Origin of the sequence: Burkholderia sp. WAC0059, assembly GCF_002870125.1 — a bacterium.
In the GTDB taxonomy this organism is placed as follows: Bacteria; Pseudomonadota; Gammaproteobacteria; order Burkholderiales; family Burkholderiaceae; genus Paraburkholderia.
The window spans coordinates 188,230-206,685 of sequence record NZ_PNEO01000006.1; the positions used below are offsets into that span (position 1 = coordinate 188,230).

Annotated in this window: 14 protein-coding genes; 8 read left to right on the forward strand and 6 right to left on the reverse strand. The window is 69.7% G+C overall.

Translation table 11 applies throughout. The annotated features are described in order from the left end of the window. The first annotated feature begins 15 nt into the window (after positions 1–15). Positions 16–2,016 carry a transketolase gene (tkt, locus tag CY652_RS08525; RefSeq protein ID WP_102130274.1) on the forward strand — a complete coding sequence of 667 codons (2,001 nt, stop codon included), beginning with the start codon at positions 16–18 and terminating at the stop codon, positions 2,014–2,016. 68 nt (positions 2,017–2,084) lie between these two features. On the opposite strand, the gene CY652_RS08530 is transcribed toward tkt, so the two are convergent. The 5 genes from CY652_RS08530 to CY652_RS08550 form a co-directional block, all read right to left on the reverse strand. Beyond that, on the reverse strand, positions 2,085–3,317 hold the full coding sequence (locus CY652_RS08530; protein WP_102130275.1) for a patatin-like phospholipase family protein: 1,233 nt from the start codon (positions 3,315–3,317) through the stop codon (positions 2,085–2,087). A 48-nt stretch (positions 3,318–3,365) separates the two neighbouring features. Further along, positions 3,366–4,103, reverse strand: a complete 738-nt coding sequence (locus CY652_RS08535; RefSeq protein ID WP_102130276.1) for an acetoacetate decarboxylase — start codon at positions 4,101–4,103, stop codon at positions 3,366–3,368. Positions 4,104–4,586: 483 nt separating this feature from the next. Beyond that, entirely contained in the window at positions 4,587–5,444 is an 858-nt protein-coding gene (locus CY652_RS08540; RefSeq protein ID WP_102130277.1) for an oxidoreductase, read from the reverse strand. A 187-nt stretch (positions 5,445–5,631) separates the two neighbouring features. Further along, positions 5,632–7,389, reverse strand: coding sequence for an ABC transporter ATP-binding protein (locus CY652_RS08545; protein ID WP_102130278.1), 1,758 nt, complete (start codon positions 7,387–7,389; stop codon positions 5,632–5,634). 137 nt (positions 7,390–7,526) lie between these two features. Continuing rightward, positions 7,527–8,585, reverse strand: a complete 1,059-nt coding sequence (locus CY652_RS08550; protein ID WP_102130279.1) for an NAD(P)-dependent alcohol dehydrogenase — start codon at positions 8,583–8,585, stop codon at positions 7,527–7,529. A gap of 636 nt (positions 8,586–9,221) precedes the next feature. On the opposite strand from CY652_RS08550, the gene CY652_RS08555 reads away from it, so the two are divergent. The 5 genes from CY652_RS08555 to CY652_RS08575 all read left to right on the forward strand — a co-directional run bounded on the left by CY652_RS08555 (position 9,222) and on the right by CY652_RS08575 (position 15,669). Then, positions 9,222–9,920 (forward strand): (2Fe-2S)-binding protein, encoded by a 699-nt coding sequence (locus tag CY652_RS08555; protein WP_102130280.1) that lies wholly within the window; start codon positions 9,222–9,224, stop codon positions 9,918–9,920. Next, entirely contained in the window at positions 9,920–10,906 is a 987-nt protein-coding gene (locus CY652_RS08560; protein ID WP_102130281.1) for an FAD binding domain-containing protein, read from the forward strand. The genes CY652_RS08555 and CY652_RS08560 overlap by 1 nt, the downstream gene beginning before the upstream one ends. A gap of 31 nt (positions 10,907–10,937) precedes the next feature. Beyond that, positions 10,938–13,166, forward strand: a complete 2,229-nt coding sequence (locus CY652_RS08565) for a xanthine dehydrogenase family protein molybdopterin-binding subunit (protein WP_102130282.1) — start codon at positions 10,938–10,940, stop codon at positions 13,164–13,166. A 78-nt stretch (positions 13,167–13,244) separates the two neighbouring features. Continuing rightward, positions 13,245–14,339 (forward strand): XdhC family protein, encoded by a 1,095-nt coding sequence (locus tag CY652_RS08570; protein ID WP_102130283.1) that lies wholly within the window; start codon positions 13,245–13,247, stop codon positions 14,337–14,339. A 355-nt stretch (positions 14,340–14,694) separates the two neighbouring features. Beyond that, positions 14,695–15,669, forward strand: coding sequence for a LysR family transcriptional regulator (locus tag CY652_RS08575; protein WP_102130284.1), 975 nt, complete (start codon positions 14,695–14,697; stop codon positions 15,667–15,669). A gap of 71 nt (positions 15,670–15,740) precedes the next feature. Here CY652_RS08575 and CY652_RS08580 read toward each other — a convergent pair whose 3' ends face one another. After that, on the reverse strand, positions 15,741–16,700 hold the full coding sequence (locus CY652_RS08580; RefSeq protein WP_102130285.1) for a LysR family transcriptional regulator: 960 nt from the start codon (positions 16,698–16,700) through the stop codon (positions 15,741–15,743). 128 nt (positions 16,701–16,828) lie between these two features. Here CY652_RS08580 and CY652_RS08585 point away from each other — a divergent pair, with 128 nt between their 5' ends. After that, a complete protein-coding gene (locus CY652_RS08585; protein WP_102130286.1) occupies positions 16,829–17,686 on the forward strand; it encodes an oxidoreductase in 858 nt (285 codons plus the stop codon). A 242-nt stretch (positions 17,687–17,928) separates the two neighbouring features. Then, a complete protein-coding gene (locus CY652_RS08590; protein WP_102130287.1) occupies positions 17,929–18,336 on the forward strand; it encodes a RidA family protein in 408 nt (135 codons plus the stop codon). Positions 18,337–18,456: the final 120 nt, after the last annotated feature.

The window sequence follows — 18,456 nt, forward strand, 5'->3', positions numbered from 1 at the left end:
AGCGGAGTATCCGTCATGTCGACCGTCGAAGCCGGAACGCTGGCTCATGCGATCCGTTTTCTTTCCATCGATGCCATCGTGCGCGCCGGCGAAGGGCACCAGGGCGTGCCGCTCGGCATGGCCGAGATCGCCACGGCGCTGTTTACGCGCCACTTGAAATTCAATCCGGCCGATCCGGCCTGGCCCGATCGCGACCGCTTCGTGCTCTCGAACGGCCACGGCTCGATGCTGCTCTACGCGCTGCTCTATCTGACGGGCTACGAGCGCATCGGGCTCGACGCGATTCGCACGTTCCGCGAACTCGATTCGCATTGCGCCGGCCATCCGGAGCGCGATCCGCTGGCCGGCATCGAGGTGACGACGGGCCCGCTCGGCCAGGGCATCGCGAACGCGCTCGGCATGGCCGTCGCCGAGGCCTGGCTCGGCGCGAAGTTCGGCCGCGACCTCATCGATCACTACACCTGGGTTTTTGCCGGCGACGGTTGCCTGCAGGAGGGCATCGGCCAGGAGACCATTTCGCTCGCCGGGCATCTGCGGCTCGGCAGGCTGATCGTCTGCTGGGACGACAACCGGATCACCGACGACGGCAGCACGGCGCTTTCGATCAGCGAGGACGTCTGCGCGCGTTTTCGCGCGGCGCACTGGCACGTGCTCGAGGTGGACGGCCACGACGTCGAGGCCGTATCGGCGGCGATGACGATGGCGCGCGCCGATCCGCGGCCGTCGCTGATCGCCTGCCGTACCGTCATCGCGCGCGGCCTCGAACGGTTGCAGGGCGAGCGCGGCGGCCACAGCGGCAAGCTGTTCGACGACGATGCCGCGCGGGCGCGCGCGCAGCTCGGCTGGCCGTACGGGCCCTTCGAGGTGCCGGCCGACGTGCTGTCCGCCTGGCGCGGCGCCGGCCGGCGCAGTCTCGGCCGCTACCGGGACTGGCAGGCGAGGGTGGCGGCCCTGCCGGACGGCGAGCGCGCGGAGTTCGAGCGGGTGCTGGCCGGCGAGTTGCCGCGCGGCTGGCGCGAGCCGCTCGAACAGTATCGGCGGCAGGCGGCGCGCTCGGCCGAGCCCATGGCCGGCATCGTGGCGTCGGCCGAGATCAGCGACCGGCTCGTGCCGTACCTGCCCGAGCGCCTGATCGGCTGCGCTGACCTCGAAGGGCCGACCGGGCACAAGCGGCAACTGAACGCGTTCACGGCGCAGGCGCGCGGCGGCCACTACGTTCATTGCGGCGTGCGCGAGCATCTGATGGGCGCGATGGCGAACGGCATGGCCGCGCACGGCGGCGTGCGGGCCACGAGCATCACCTATCTCGCGTTTTCGGACTACGAACGGCCGGCGATGCGGATGGCCGCGTTGATGGGCCTGCCGGTGATCTTCGTATTCAGCCACGATTCGATCGGCGTGGGCCGCAACGGTCCCACGCACCAGCCGGTCGAGATCCTCGCCTCGCTGAGGGCGATGCCGACTATGCGCGTGCTGCGGCCCGCCGATGCCGTCGAGGCAGCCGAATGCTGGGAGATCGCGCTCGAGCGTCGGGACGGGCCGAGCGCGCTCGTGTTCGCCCGTCAGGCGCTGCCGGGCGTGCGGTTCGACGATGATGCCGAGAACCGGTCGCGCCGGGGCGCCTACGTGCTGGCCCAGGCCGGAGGCGGCGAGCGGCGCGTGACGCTGCTCGCGACCGGTTCGGAAGTCGCGCTCGCCCTGCGGGCGCGCGAGCGGTTGCAGGCGCGCGGCATCGCGACGGCCGTCGTCTCGATGCCGTGCCCGGAGTTGTTCGACGAGCAGGACGCCGCATATCGCGCGGCCGTGCTCGGCGGCGCGCAGACGGTCCGCGTGGCGGTGGAGGCCGCCGTGCGCTTCGGCTGGGACCGTTATCTCGGCGAGCGGGGCGGGTTTGTCGGGATGCGCGGGTTCGGCGCGTCGGGGCCGGCCGAGGCGCTCTACGAGCGCTTCGGCATCACGCCCGCGCGCGTCGAGGAAGAGGCTATGCGTCTGCTGTCCGGCGACAGCCGCGCCTGACGCGCGACGAGCGCCGGTGCGCGGGGTTCGTCCGGCCTGCCGCCGGCCTGTCAGTCACCGTCGGTTCGTCAGCGGACCCGGTGGATGTCGTGCGTCACGAAGCCGGCGTCGTTGGTCGGCATCTCGAGCCAGTCCTCCTGGGCGAGCGTCTGGCGGATGTCTTTCAGGCCCGTCGCCCAGTGGTCGCGCATGGTCGAAACGCCGAACTGGTAATCCTTGTAGTGCCCCTCGTACGGCTTGTGGTTATAGATGAGGTGCAGCACGTTGTAGCGGTGGCCGTTCGCGATGTTCGCCGCCGCCTTGCACCACGGGTCGTTCGCGCGGACGTCCTCCGGCACCTTGTCGAGCACGTGCCGCAGCACGTTGCGAAAGTGCTGGCTGCGCTGGAGCGTGTCGGTGACGAAGCGCGTGCGGCTCGAATACTGGATGTCCTTGATGCGCGCGGTCACGTCCGTGATGTTGTCCGGCACCGGACCGCGTGCGCTCCAGAGATCGACCTGGAACACGAGCGAGTCCTTCTGCGGCGTGGCGCGCAGCACCTCCTGGAGCGGCGTGTTCGAGACCACGCCGCCGTCCCAGTAATACTCGCCGTCGATCTCGACGGGCGCGAACGCGGGCGGCAGCGCGCCCGAGGCCATGAAGTGCTCGGGCCGCAGCGCGATCTTCGTGTTGTCGAAGTAGGCGAAGTTGCCGGTCGCGACGTTGACCGCGCCGACCGAGACGCGGATGCCGCCGGAATTGATGCGGTCGAAGTCGCACAGGCGCAGCAGCGTGGACTTGAGCTGCGAGGTGTCGTACCAGCTCGCCGTGTCCGGTTCGCCCGCGAGCCACGGCAGCGGCGTCGGAAAGCGCGGCGCGAAGAAGCCGTGCTGCCCCTGCAGGACGGCGCCCGTCGCCTGCAGGCCCGTGAACAGCTTGCGGATTTCGGCGTGGGCGTTGAAGAGGGTGTGCTCGAGCGCGGCCGGCAGCGGCGGCGACCAGGCCGGGCGGCAGATCGTCTCCCAGAACTGCTGGAGTCGCTGCATCCGGACGGCCGGCGCGTTGCCCGCGATGATCGCCGTGTTCAGCGCGCCGATCGAGATGCCCGCTATCCAGTTCGGTTCGACGCCGGCCTCGTGGAGGCCCTCGAACACGCCGGCCTGATAGGCGCCGAGCGCGCCGCCGCCCTGCAGCACGAGCGCGATCGTTTCGTAGGGCGGCACCTTCAGGCGCCTGGGGCGCGGTGCCGATTGCGCGCCGGGCGCGGCGCCCAGTTCGGCCGTATCGTCGAGCTGGCGCTCGGTGGGAGCGTGAGGCTTCATGGCGTGTCCTTTTGTGTGCCCGTTGCGCGCGCGCCGCGGGCCGAGGCTTTACGCGAGGTAATCGAAGACGACTTCGCCGAGCGCGAGCGTGAGGTCGGCCACGATGTGCCGTGCCTCGACGACTTCGAGCACCGGTAGCTGCGCGACGGGCGCGAGCGCGTGCTGGGCCAGTTCGATCGACGCGGGGCCCGACCACGCGCCCTTCATCTCGATGTCTTCGAGGCGGTAGCGGACGAGTTCGCAGATGCGCGGCGTGCCGTCCACGTGCGGCACGATCTTCAGCAGGAAGTTGGGCGCCTCGAGGCGGCGCTTCTGTTCCGCGATGTCGAGCGTGCGGTGCTTGTAGCCCATCGTGCCCGTCGCTACGCGCACGGGACCGTAGTCGAGCGTGCCGATCAGCGTGTCGGTGTGCACCTCGAGCGTCGGCTTGGCGAGCTTCTTCGGGAAGCCCCAGAGTTCGCGGCCGCCCGCGATCGGCGGGTGGTCGTCGAGGAACATCTGCAGCGTGTAGCTGCCGGCCACGCCGTCGTAGGACACCGGGATGACCTGGCCGCTCTCGGTGTAGTCGCCGAAGCCGGTAGAGTCGCGCATGCGGATGAACTCGTAATGCACGAGCGGCTGGTCGACCTGGAGCGGCGCGGGCACCACTTCGCGCAGGCGGTCCATGTCGGTCCGGTAGGTGATGATGAGAAATTCGCGATCGACGAAGCGGTAGGGGCCGATGGGGAAGGCCGGGCTCGTCAGCGGCATGGCGAATGCCTTTTCCCGCACGCTCTGGATGTCCATGTCTGTCTGCACCTGTGGAAATCGGTTGTGGAAATAACGATCCCGAACAGCATTCCCGACATCGGGACGGCGAACGACCTCGGCTCGCCGCGTCAGCCGCATTTGAACACAGGCCGGTGTTGCGCCGCAGGATAACGGGCAGGGACGGATGGCCGGGCGGAATGGGGATGGCACGCGACCGACAGCGTTTCGTCAGCCGGAGAAAAGGGCGCGGCGCGGGCTCGGCCGGAAAGCGGGGACGGCGGGGGCCGACCGGCCGACCGGAAAATCGCGTGGAGTCCTCGCAAAACAAGGCTCGGGCGGGATTCGGGCGGCGCGGCCGGCGGGGCCTCGCACCGCCCGCGCGGCGCGGGTTCCGCCTGTCGTTTGCATGACGGCGGCGCCGGAATTCGCAATGTCTTATTGCCCGAATTGCAGGTGGGGCGAGGCAGGTCGCCGGCCGGCGGCGGTGTTTCTCCGCGTCGGCCGGGCGAGAGGGACGGATCAGGCTTCGTCGGCGGGGAAGTCCGCGGCGGCCGAAACCTCGGCCCAGCCGTCGAAGTCGCGCTTGAGCGCTTCGAGCTTGTTGCGTGCGCCCGCGAGCGCGGGCTTGCCGAGCAGAAGACGCAGCGGCGGATTCGCGCTTTCGACCGTCTCCACGATGGCCTGCGCGGCGCGCACCGGGTCGCCGGGCTGCTTGCCGCTGTAGCCGCGGATCATGTCGGTGCGGGCCTTCGCGGTCGAGGCGTAGTCGTCGATCGTCTGCGGCGCCTGGTTGGCCGAGCGGCCGGCCCAGTCGGTGCGGAACGGGCCCGGCTCGACGAGCAGCACCTTCAGGCCGATCGGCGCGAGTTCCTGCGAGAGCGATTCCGAGAGCGCCTCGACGGCGAACTTGGTCGCGTTGTAGAAGGAAAGCGCCGGGAACGCGGCGATGCCGCCGACCGACGAGATGTTCACGATCGTGCCGGACTTGCGCTTGCGCATGTCGGGCAGGACCGCGCGCGTCATGTCGGCGAGTCCCCAGAAGTTGATCTCGAACATCTTGCGGACTTCCTCGGCCTCGCTTTCCTCGAACGAGCCGAAGTAGCCGATGCCGGCGTTGTTGACGAGCACGTCGATGCGGCCGAATTTGGCGAGCGTCTCGCGCACGGCGGACTGCACCTGGGCCGGCTTCGTGACGTCGAGTTCGAGCGCGAGCGCGTGGCTCTCGTGGCCCTTGACGAGGTCGACGAGCGTGGCCGGGTTGCGCGCCGTGACGACGGTCGGGTAGCCGAGGCTCAGCGTCTTTTGCGCGAGTTCGCGGCCGAAGCCGGTCGAGCAGCCGGTGATGAACCAGACGGGGCGTTGGGATTGGTCAGCCATCTTCTTTGCTCCTTGCGAAAGTTGAGGCGGGGTGAAGCGCATCGCATGTCGCGCTGGCGTACCAGCGAGGCATGCCGGCGCGGACGATGCGCGGTGTTGACGGAAGCCGGCGAAGCCGACGGAAGCCGATGAAGCGGCCGGGCGGCGGCGCGGCGCGCCGTGCTGCTCCGTCCGGGCCGCGTTCGGGTCAGGCGATGCGCCGCAGGTCGGCCTCGATTTCGTGCAGCCGGCCGTTCTCGTAGCGCAGCACCCGGTCGGCGATGCGCGCGGTCGATTCGCGATGGGTAATGACGATGCAGGTCCGGCCTTCGAGCAGCGGCTCGATTCGTTCGAGCACGTTGCGCTCGGTCTCGACGTCGAGCGCGGAGGTCGTCTCGTCGAGCACGACGATGGGCGCGTCCGAGAGCAGGGCGCGCGCGAGCGCCACGCGCTGCCGCTGGCCGCCCGAGAGCTTCGCGCCGCGCTCGCCGACCTGCGTTTCATAGCCGTGCGGCAGCGCCGCGATGAACGCGTCGGCGCAGGCTGCGTACGCGGCCCGCTCGACTTCGGCGGCCGTGGCGCCGGGTCGCCCGTAGGCGATGTTCTCGAACACGCTGCGGTGGAACAGGTCGGGCTGCTGCGGCGCGAGCGCGATCGAGGTGCGCAGCGCATGCAGCGAGATTTCGCGCGCGTCGACGCCGTCGATCACGATGTGGCCCTGCTGCGGCTCGTAAAGCCGCTGCAATAGCTTCACGAGCGTCGACTTGCCGGAGCCGCTTTCGCCGAGGATGGCGACCGTCTCGCCGGCGCGAATGCGCAGGGACAGGTCGCGGCAGACCGGCGCCGTGGCGCCCGGATAGGCGAACGAGACGTGCTCGAACGCGATCTCGCCGCGCGTCGGCTTCGCACCGCCCGCGCCGCTCGCGCTCGGCGGCGCTTCCCCGATGGCCTCGGCCTCCTCGTCGCGGATGGCGACGGCGTCCGAGGTGTCGTCGATGCCCCGTTGCAGCATGCGGATGTTGTCGCCCACGTTCTTGAGGTAGCTGCTCATGAGCAGGAACGACGTGATGGCGAAGGCGACGTCGCCGGGGCCGGCCCGGCCGTGCGTCCAGGCGCGCAGCATCGCGCCCGAGAGCCCGGCGAGCAGCGTCAGCAGAAAGAAGTTCTGCAGCAGGCCGATGTTGATGAAGCGGCGCCACGTCGTCAGCACCGCGGCGCGCCATTCGGCCGTCGCCCCGGCGACGCGCGTCGCCTCGCGCGCTTCGGCGGCGAAGCTCTTCACGGTGGCGTTGGCGGTGATCGAGTCGGCCAGCATGCCGCTCAGCGCCGCGTCGCGCGCGTTCGAGCGCAGGTTGGCGGGCCGCACGTAGCGGATCGTCAGGACGGCGTTGACGGCGAGAAAAAGGATGACGATGGCGAGCGCGAGCACGCCGGCGAGCGGCTCGCGCCAGAAGATCATCGCGCACAGGCCGAACAGCACGACGAAGGCGGGCACGAACCAGCCCGTGACGGCGTCGGTCACGGCGTCGTAGCCCCACATCGCGCGCACCACGCGCCGGATCGTCTCGCCGGCGAGGCGCGCGTTGTGCCACTCCGAAGGCGCGGCCTGCACCTTCGCGAAGACCTCGTTGTTCATCGCCTCCATGTTGTAGGCGGACATGCGCGCCCAGAGCCGGTAGGTGGCGTTGCGGGCGACGACGTAGCCGGCGAAGAGCCCGACGAAGAGGCGCCAGGCGCGCCAGGCCGACGCGCTGCCGTGGGCGTGCGCGGCCACGGTCGCGATGAGGCGCGAGGAGGCGACGGGCAGGCACAGGTCGAGCCCGGTCCAGACGAGCGTGAGCGCGCAGGCGACGGCGAACGCGACGCGGTGGCGCATCCAGTACCCGGCGATGAACCGGAGCACCTGGGCGTTGGTGACGGGGGCCGTTCCGCCCTGCGGGCGGCGGCGTTTGAGAGCAGCTTGCATGAAGGTGTCGTGGCTGCGCGGAACGGGCCGGAAGCCCGCGCGGGGCGGGCGGTCGGCAAAAAAGACGACGCGACGGCGACGGCGGCCGGCGGGGCCGGCCGCGCGTCCTTGCCGGCGTTCCGGCTGCTTTCAGCTCGTCAGGCGGCGGCCTTCAGCGAGGCCATGTCGATGACGAAGCGGTACTTGACGTCGCTCTTGAGCATGCGGCTGTAGGCTTCCTCGATGTCCTGCATGCGGATCGCCTCGATGTCGGACGTGATGCCGTGCTTCGCGCAGAAGTCGAGCATTTCCTGCGTTTCCGCGATGCCGCCGATGAGCGAGCCGGCGAGCGAGCGGCGCTTGAAGATGAACGGCGCGACCGACGGCGACGGGTGCGGCGTGGAGGGCAGGCCGACCAGCGTCATCGTGCCGTCGAGCTTGAGCAGTCCGATGAACGCGTCGAGGTCCTGCGGCGCGGCCACGGTGTTCAGGATGAAGTCGAGCGAGCCGGCGTACTTGGCCATCTCGTCGGCGTTGCGCGACACCACTACCTCGTCGGCGCCAAGCGCATGCGCGGCTTCGCGCTTGTTCGCCGAAGTCGTAAACGCGACGACGTGCGCGCCGAGCGCGTGGGCGAGCTTGATGCCCATGTGGCCGAGGCCGCCGATGCCGACGACGCCGACCTTCATGCCCGGTCCCACTTTCCAGTGGCGCAGCGGCGACCACGTCGTGATGCCGGCGCAGAGCAACGGGGCGACGGCCGCGAGGTCCTTCTCGTCGTGCGTGACGGAGAGCACGAAATGTTCGTCGACGACGATCGCGGTCGAATAGCCGCCGTAGGTGTTTTCGGAGCCGCCGAAGATGCTGCCGTTATAGGTGCCGATGAAGCCCTTGTCGCAATACTGTTCGAAGCCGCCCTCGCAGGACGGGCAACCGCGGCAGCTATCGACCATACAGCCGACGCCGACGAGCGCGCCGGTCTTGAACTTCGTCACGGACGAGCCCACGGCGGTGACGCGCCCGACGATCTCGTGGCCCGCCACGCTCGGATACAGGATGCCCGGCCATTCGCCGCGCACCGTGTGCAGGTCGGAGTGACAAACGCCGCAGTACAGGATGTCGATGGCGACGTCGTGAGGACCGGGCTCGCGGCGCTCGATCGTCATCGGCCCGAGCGGCGTGCTGGGGGATTGAGCGGCATAGGCTTTCGTTTGCATAGAGGTTCCTGACTTTACAAGGGTGTCGACAGTCGGCGGGTGCGGGCGGCGCTGCGGCCGCCCGCCGTGCCCGATACCGCGGGGTATCGGCGCCGTGCCGTGTCCCGAGGGCACGGCACGGCGAGCCGGCGGCGCAGCGCGTGAAGGAAGGTCTTCGGATGACGGCGCCGGCTCGCGCGAACGTCCGTTGAACGGAACGGCGCTTGCGCAGCCCCTTCATTCTAGGTGATCGGTCCGCGTTTTAAATTACCGCGGCGTCACAGACAAAATTTACCGTTTGTGAACAATGACGGCGCCCGGACACGGCTGTCGCAATGTAAACCACAACAATAACCCGAACTTTTAAGCTTTCTCTAAATCACTGTTGATGATTGCGGTATCAAATGAGCTGGCCGATGCGGCACATGTCGCCCTATCATCGGATGCGCTACTCGCGGCACGGTCCGGCCGCGGGGACGCACGGGGAGGCGCGCGACGCGATTGTCGCCCGGTTTTCGCACAGTGTCGCGCAGTTGTCGCATGCGTCCGGAAGACGCCGTCCGGCGGGTATTCCGGTCCGGGGCCGGCGAGACGCGCAACCGGACATTCGCCCGGATTCCATTCACCGGGGCGATTTTCATTCGAGGTGGTCCACACATGACTCAGCGAAACGAACCTGACGGCGCCGTCGACGCGCCGGTCGAAGAAACGGCGTCGCCTTCGGGCGGCGTATCGCGACGGCGGTTTCTGCAATCGGTCGGCGCGTCGGGCGTTGCCGCCGCGAGCGGCACGCTGGTGGCGAAGCGGGCCGAGGCGCAGACGCCCGACGCGCCGGCCGATGCCGCGACCGTCGCGGCAGCCGTGGCCGGAAGCGGCGACCTGCTGCCGCTGCAACTGACCGTCAACGGCACGCTGTACAAGCTGCGCGTCGCGCCCAACGCGATCCTGCTCGACGTGCTGCGCGACCAGCTCCAGTTGACGGGCACGAAGAAGGGTTGCGACCTGGGCCAGTGCGGCGCCTGCACGGTGCACGCGAACGGCGTGTCGATCAACTCGTGCCTCTCGCTCGCGCTCATGCACGACGGCGACAGCATCACGACCATCGAGGGGCTCGAGAACAACGGCCGCCTGCATCCGGTCCAGGAAGCCTTCTGGGAGCACGACGCCTACCAGTGCGGCTACTGTACGTCCGGGCAGATGATGAGCGCCGTCGCGGTGCTCAAGGACGCGCGCATTCCCGCCGACGACCATTCGGTGCGCGAGGCGATGAGCGGCAACATCTGCCGCTGCGGAGCGTACAAGAACATCATCGCGGCGGTCCAGACGGCCCGCGGCAAGATGGGGAGGACCGGCTGATGCGCGCCTTCGACTACGTACGCGTCGCCTCGCTCGACGACGCAATGGCCGCGCGCGCCCAGGGCTCGGACGCGGTCTATCTCGCGGGCGGCACGACGCTGCTCGACCTCATGAAGCTCGACGTGATGCGCCCGGCGCGCGTCGTCGACATCCACCGGCTCGATCTCGACCGCATCGAGGTGCTTGGCGACGGCCGCGTGCGCGTCGGCGCGATGGTCACGAACACCGAGCTCGCGCGCAACGAGCACATCCGCACGGCCTACCCGGTGCTTTCGGAGGCGCTGCTCTCCGGCGCGAGCACGCAATTGCGCAACAAGGCGACGACGGCCGGCAACGTCATGCAGCGCGTGCGCTGCGGCTACTTCCGCGACGGCGTGTCGGCCTGCAACAAGCGCGAGCCGAACTCGGGCTGCTCGGCCGTGGGCGGACTGAACCGCAACGTTCACGCCGTGCTCGGCGGCAGCGACCAGTGCTTCGCCGCGCATCCGTCGGACATGTGCGTCGCGATGGCGGCCATCGGCGCGACCGTCCAGGTGCAGGGGCCGAACGGCGCGGCGCGCGACGTCGACTTCCTCGACTTCCATCTGCTGCCCGGCGACACGCCGTGGAAGGAGCATGCGCTCGGCGACGGCGAGATCATCACGCACGTCACGCTCGACGCGCCGCTCGCGCACAGCCGCTCGGGCTACCTGAAGCTGCGCGACCGCGCCTCGTACCAGTTCGCGCTCGCTTCCAGCGCGGCGATCCTCGTGCTCGACGGCTCGACGATACGCGATGCCAGGCTCGCGCTCGGCGGCGTCGCGACCAAGCCATGGCGCGCGCAGAACGCCGAGGCCGTGCTCAAGGGCCAGCCCGCGAGCCCGGACACGTTCCGCCGCGCGGCGGCCGTCGCGCTCGACGGCGCGCGCTCGTACGGGCAGAACGGCTTCAAGATCGCGCTCGGCCAGCAGGCCGTCTTCCGCAACCTGTCGTCGCTCGTCGCCTGACAACGCGACGGCTCACTGGCGAGAACACGACATGAACGAACAGATCATCGGTCAACCGCAGCGCCGCATCGACGGCCGGCTCAAGGTGACGGGCGCGGCCCGCTACGCGGCGGACCAGCACCCGAGCGGCATGGTGTACGCCTACGGGGTGTTCAGCACCGTTTCGAGCGGCCGCGTGCTGCGCATCGACACGACGGCGGCGCGCCGCACACCCGGCGTCATCGAAATCTTTCATCACGAGAACTTCCCGCGGCTTTACCGCGTGCCGCCCATTCCGTTTTCGAGGGATAACCTCGGCGCGTCGGTGACGAGCGAGCGCCGGCTGCCGTTCGAGGACGCCAACGTGAGCTATGCCGGCCAGTTCGTGGCGCTCGTCGTCGCGGACACGTTCGCGCACGCGCGCGAGGCGGCCGGCAAGGTGTCGGTGCAGTACGCGACGAACAAGCCGCTCACGACCCTAGACGAGGGCGTGGCCGCCGGCGGCACGCGCGACGGCGGCCGCGGCCACGCGCGCGGCAACCCGGAGCCGGCCTTCGAGAGCGCACCGCACCGCATCGACGCGGTCTACCGCACGCCCGTCGAAACACACAATCCGATGGAGATGCACGCGAGCGTCGCGTACTGGGACGGCGGCACGCTGCGTCTGTACGAGTCCACGCAGGGCGTGACGGTCCATCGCAACACGATCGCGCGCGTGTTCGGCCTGACGCCCGACCAGGTCGTCGTGGAGGCGCCGTTCATCGGCTCGGGCTTCGGCTCGAAGCTCTTCATGTGGCCGCATTCGGTGGCCGCGAGCGCCGTCTCGCGCGCGGTCGGCCGTCCCGTGCAACTCGTCGTGCCGCGCGCGCAGATGTTCACGACCACGGGCCACCGGCCGGAGACGAAGCAGCACCTGCGCCTGTCCGCCGATGCGAGCGGGCGGCTCACCTCGCTGCGCCACGAGTCCATCAACGCGACTTCGTACATCGATCAGTACGTCGAGAATTGCGGCGGCGTCTCGCGCAATCTCTACTCGTGCCCGAACGTGCTCGTGAGCCATCAGACGACCCAGGTGAACCGCGGCACGCCCACCTCGATGCGCGCGCCGGGCGCGGCGCCGGGGCTCTTCGCGCTGGAGTCGGCCATCGACGAACTCGCGCTGCAGGCCGGCATGGACCCGATGCAGTTTCGTCTGCTCAACATCTCGACGCGCGACGAGGCGGATAACCTGCCGTGGTCGAGCAACCATCTGCACGAGGCCATCGAGCAGGCGGGCGCGCGTTTCGGCTGGGCGAAGCGCGATCCGCGCGTCGGCTCGATGCGCGACGGCAACGAGGTGATCGGCTACGGCATGGCCGCCTGCAACTGGGACGCCTACCGCACGCCGGCCGAGGCGCGCGTGCAACTGCTCAGCGACGGCACGGCCTCCGTGACCTGCGCGGTGCAGGACATCGGCACGGGCACTTACACGATCGCGGCCCAGACCGTCGCGGCGCTGACGGGCTTGCCGATCGGGCAGATTGAAGTGAAGCTCGGCGACTCGTCGTTCCCCGACGCGCCGGTCTCCGGCGGCTCGTGGGCGACCGCGAGCGTGATGCCGGCCATCGCCGAGGCCACGCGCCACGCCACGACGCAGCTCAAGCTGTTCGCGACGACCGGCAATGCCTATTTCGCCGGCGTGAAGCCCGACGACATCGCCGTGAGCAACGGCCGCCTCACGCACGGCGACCGCTCGGTCGACTTCGCGACGGTGCTCAAGGGCCAGCGGCTCGCGAGCGCCGAAGGGTACGCCCACACGCCGGGCGCGCCGGTCGGCCAGTATTCGTTCCGCTCGTTCGGCGTGCACTTCGTCGAGGTGCGCTGGGACCCGGGCATCTCGCACCTGCGCGTGGCGCGCGTGGTGAGCGCGATCGACGTCGGCCACGTCGTCAATCCGCTCACGGCGCGCAACCAGGTCGAGGGCGCGATCATCATGGGCATGGGCATGGCGCTCTTCGAGGGCACCGAGTACGACCCGCGCAGCGGACGGCCCGGCAACAACAACTACGCCGAGTACGTCGTGCCCGTGCATGCGGACCAGCCCGACATCGACGTGATCCTGCTCGACTACCCGGACCTTCAGCTCAACGAGTTCGGCGTGCGCGGCATCGGCGAGATCGGTGCGACGGGGCTGGCGGCGGCGGTGGCCAATGCCGTCTATCACGCGACCGGCCAGCGCGTGCGCGAGCTGCCCATCACGCTCGACAAGCTGATCGACGAATCGGCGCCGCTGAGCGCGTAGGCGCGCCGGCCGCGCCGCCACGGTGCGCGGCCGGGCCCCGCCTGTTTCGCGCGGGCCCGGCCGGATGGCTCAATCGACATGGAAAGTATCGACACGGAAGTGCTCTCGGCCGCGCAGCGCTGGCTCGACGGCGGCCACCGGGTTCTGCTCGTCACGGTCGTGGCGACGTGGGGTTCGTCGCCGCGGCCCGAGGGCTCGCTGCTCGCGGTGCGCGACGACGGCCGCACGGCGGGTTCGGTTTCGGGCGGCTGCATCGAGGACGACCTGATCGGGCGCGTGCGGCGCGAGGGCATCGACGACGCGCCGCCGCGCGTCGCGGAATACGGCGTGAGCGCCGAGGAAGCGTATCGCTTCGGCCTGCCGTGCGGCGGCACGATCCGCCTCGTGCTGGAGCCGCTGCGCGCCGAAAGCCGGATCGGCGAATTGATCGAGGCCGTGCGCGCGGGGCGGCTCGTCTCGCGCACGCTCGACATGGCCACGGGCCGCGCGCGGATCGCGCCGTCGGCGGCGTCCGGGAGCCTGCGCTTCGACGGCCGCGCGCTCTCGACGGTGCACGGCCCGCGCTACCGGATGCTGCTGATCGGGGCGGGACAACTGTCGTTCTACGTGGCGACGGTCGCGACGGGCCTCGGCTACGACGTGACCGTCTGCGATCCGCGCGAGGAGTATGCGGACGGCTGGCAGGCGAGCGGCACGCGGCTCGTGCGGACCATGCCCGACGACACGGTGCTGGCGATGCAACTCGACGCGCGCTCGGCCGTCGTCGCGCTCACGCACGACCCGAAGCTCGACGACCTCGCGCTGATGGAGGCGCTGAAGACGCCGGCGTTCTACGTCGGCGCCATCGGGTCGAGGCGCAACAACGCGGCGCGGCGCGAGCGGCTGAAACTGTTCGGCGTGACCGACGCCGAGCTGGCCGCGCTGCACGGGCCGGTCGGCCTCTACATCGGCAGCCGCACGCCGCCCGAGATCGCGCTGTCGATTCTCGCCGAGCTGACTGCCCGCAAGAACAACGTCGAGGTGGTACGCGCGGTCAACGTCGAGGCGGCCAAGGCGGCGCTCGGCACGCTTTCGGCGGGGATGTCGGCCTGCGCGCTGCCCGGTGAGGCGGCGGACGATGCCGGCGTCGCTACCGGTGTCGCCGCTTTCGCGTCGAGTTTCGCCGGCGTCTGAACGCGGGTCCGTCAAAAGGGGCGGGGGCGTAGCGGCTCGCGGCGGGTTTCCCGCTGCCGTTGCCCGCTGTCCGTTGCCTGACGCTGGCGGAAAGGGGCCGGCGGCGGCTTCCGGCCCGTCCGTCCGCCTCGTTCCGCCGTTCGCCGGCGCTGCCCGCCGGCGGCGGGGTCTTGCCCGGCAGGCCCGGCTCGGATAGGCTTGCGGGTATCTTGAAAGGTCAGCTCGACGTTTCCCCCCCAACCGCGATCCGCCGCGCCGCGTTTTCTCCGCGCGCGCGGCGCTCGCGCGACCGGCCCGGCCGGCGGGCCGCGCCTCGCCGCGGCCTTCGTCCCGGCACATCCGCCGACGATTCGACATGGACACGACAAAGGTACTCGGCATTTTTCTGAGCGTCGCCCGCGCGAGCAGTTTCAGCCAGGCCGCGCTCGACACCGGCTTGACGACCCCGGCGGTGAGCCGCGCGGTCGCCCAGCTCGAGGCGCATCTCGGCATCCGTCTGCTGCATCGGACGACCCGGCGCGTCAGCCTCACCGACGAGGGCAGCCGTCTCTTCGAGCTCGCCGAGGCGGGCCTGCGCCTGCTCGACGAGGCGATGGACAAGACCATCTACGCGAAGCAGCAGCTCGGCGGCACGATCCGGATCACCGCGCCGCGCTCGCTGGGCCTGCAGCTCGTCGTGCCGCTGATCGCCGAATTCCAGGCGCTCCATCCCGACGTGCAGTTCGAAGCCGCGCTCGACGACCACTTCACCGACCTCGTGGCGCAGAAGATCGACATCGGCTTTCGCGCGGGCAGCGAGCCCGAGCGCAGCGTGATCGCGCGCTCGCTGAGCCCGATGGAACTCATCATCTGCGCTTCGCCCGACTACCTCGCGCGTCACGGCGCGCCCGCGTCGGTGGAGGATTTGCTCGCGCATCGCTGCACGGGCTTCAGGCATCCCAACACGGGGCGCCCGATGCCCTGGGAGCTGCAGGTGGGCGGCGAGTTCGTCTATCAGCCGATCCCGGCCGTCGCGACCTTCAACGACGTGGAGACGGAAATCTGCGCGGTGCGCGCGGGCATCGGCGTCGGGCAGTTGCCGACCTACATGGTGACCGGGGATTTGCGCGACGGTACGCTCGTGCAACTGCTGCCCGAACTCTCGACGCATCGCCTCGGCATCTTCATGTACTACGCCCAGCGCGAGCGCATCCCGGTGCGCGTGCGCCAGTTCATCGACTTCGTCATGACGAGCCGCTCGGTCGAGCGGCTGCGTAACGCCTCGGCGCCGCCGCCCGGCAGCGTGCCGCCGCGGCCGGCCGCGCTGCGCGAGCCGATTGCCGGGCGGTAGGTTTTTCGCGGGGCGCCCCGCCTCGTTCCGTTTCCTTCCTCCCCCGGTTTCCCCCGGTTCTTCGTTCGCGCCTACCGAAGCCCGCGCCGCGTCGCGAGGCGAGGGTCGCGCAGTTCGTCGTCCGTCAGGCGGAACGCGGGGTTGTCGGCCAGCCGCTCGACCATGAAGTCGATGAACGTGCGCACGCGCAGCGGCTGCTCGGTGCGATGCCGGTAGTAGACGTAGATCGACTCGCGCTGCGCCACGTACGGCGTGAGGAGCGGCACGAGACGCCCTGCGCGAATCGGCGGGACGGCCGTGAAGCTCGCGAGCTGCCCGATTCCATAGCCCGTCAGCACGGCCTCGGCTTCCGCTTCGGTGTCGTTGGCGCAGAACGCGGCGGGTACGTCGCGATAGACGGTTTCGTCGCCGAGCTGAAATTCCCAGAGCGCGAGCTTGCCCGTGTTCGCGCGGCGATAGCCCGTGCAGCGGTGTCGGGCGAGGTCGTCGATCGAGGCCGGCGCGCCGTGGCGCGCGAGGTAGTCGGGCGACGCGCAGACGATGAGCTGGATCGGCATGAGCCGTCGCGCGATCGACCCCGCGGCTGGCGGCGAGCCGCCCCGGAAGCCGACGTCGGCCCGTTCGGCGACGAGATCGGTGAAGCGGTCGTCGAACTGGACGTCGAGCTGCACGTCCGGATAGCGTTCGGCGAACGCGCAGAACGGCTGCCAGAGCATCGGCCGGCCCAGCGTGCGCGGCGCGCTGATCCGCAGCGGCCCGGCGATTTCCTGCCGGGCGCGACGCGCGTCGTCGAGCGCGGCCGCGAGCATCGACACGGCCGGTTGCACCGATTCGAAGAAGCGTTGTCCTTCCTCGGTCAGGCTCAGCTTGCGCGTCGTGCGATGAAAGAGCCGCACGCCCAGTTCCTTTTCGAGCTGCATCACGGCGTGGCTCGCCGCCTGGGGCGAGATGCCCTGATCGACGGCCGCCCGGCGCAGGCTGCCGAGCGTCGCGGCCCGGATAAACGTCGTGATGGCGCGGATTTCGTTCATGGCCGGGCAGGGAGCGCGTGGGATTCGCAAATTAAAGTTGATTATCAGTCTAGCAATCGGCGTCTAGTTTTGGCTAGTCGCGCTGCCTATCATGGGTTCGCTTTCATCGTCCCGACAGGAGAGACCTCATGACGACTGCTTCCCGACCCGCGTTCAAGCGGGTGTGGTTCATCACCGGCGCCTCGCGCGGCATCGGCGCGCTGATCGCGCAGGCGGCGCTCGCCGACGGCAACGCCGTCGTCGCGACCGGCCGCAACGTCGAGCCGATCGTCGCGCGCCTCGGCGATTCGCCCGCGCTGCTGCCGTTGCGGCTCGACGTGACCGACGAGGCTCAGGCCCGCGCCGCCGTCGACGCCGCGCTCGCGCGCTTCGGCCGTCTCGACGTGCTCGTCAACAACGCGGGCTTCGGTTTGCTCGGCGCGGTGGAAGAGTCGCGCGACGCCGACGTGCGCCGGATGTACGACACCAACGTGTTCGGGCTGTTGAACGTGACGCGCGCCGCGCTTCCGGCGATGCGCGCGCGGCGCTCGGGGCACGTCGTGAACATTTCGTCGATCGGCGGCTACCGGGGCTCGGCGGGCTTCGGCGTGTACTGCTCGACGAAGTTCGCGGTCGAGGGCCTGACCGAGGCGCTGCATCGCGAGCTCGAGCCGCTCGGCATTCATGCGACCGTGGTCGAACCCGGCTACTTCCGCACCGACTTTCTCGATGCCTCGTCGCTCGTCGTCGCGCCCGACGTGATCGACGATTACGACGCGACGGCCGGCGCGGTGCGCCGCCGGGCGGCGGGCCTCAACCGTCGGCAGCCGGGCGATCCGGAGCGGCTCGCGGCGGCGCTCGTCAGTCTGGTCGACGCGCCGCATCCGCCGCTGCGTCTGCCGCTCGGCACCGACACGCTGAAGGCGATCGCCGAGAAGAACGCCTTCGTCGAACAGGAAACGGAAGCGTGGCGTGCGCTCTCGGCCTCGACGGATTTTTCGTCCTGATTTTTTTCGGATTTTGTTCCGGGGCGATGGAACGGGGTCGCGCCGGGCCTATTTATTTTCCGGTTGATGGAAAATTTCGGTCTCTGTTAAGGTAGGCGGGCAATTTTTTGCCTCCTGTCCCCGCGCCGTTCCGATCACGTCCGGCCGGGGTATTTTTTTGTGCCGCGCCTGCGCGGCTGGTTTTTCCCGGAACGTCACCCCGACGCGCGCATGCGCGGCTTTTTTGCATGGAGCCAGGCAGGATGGATTCGCCGACGAAATTCTGGATGGTCGAGGGCGCGCCGACGCCGGTTGCCCCGTTCTCCCACGCAACCGAACAGGACGGCTGGGTATTCGTGACCGGCCAGATGCCGACGTTCCCCGAGGACGACGGCGCGCCGCTGCCCGAGGGCGTGGTCGCGCAGACGAAGCGGGTGATGGACAACCTGATTCTCGTGCTGAAGGGCACGGGACTCGGGCTCGAGCACGTGCTGTCCGTGCGCATCTACCTGACCGAGTTCAAGCGCGACTACGCGGCGATGAACGAAACCTACTCGGCCTATTTCCCGCCGGGTCGGTTGCCGGCGCGCACCTGCATCGGCGTGACCGGGCTCGCGCGCGATGCGCTCGTCGAGATCGATTTCGTCGCGCGCCGTCCGGCGCAGACGTAACGGTCGCTATCCCGATCGTCGTATTTCGTCATGCCGTTCGCTGTCCGGTCGGACAGGACGTTTTCTCCGACGCATCCGGTTTCGACCGGCAACGAAGAAGGCCGGGCGGCGCACTGCCGC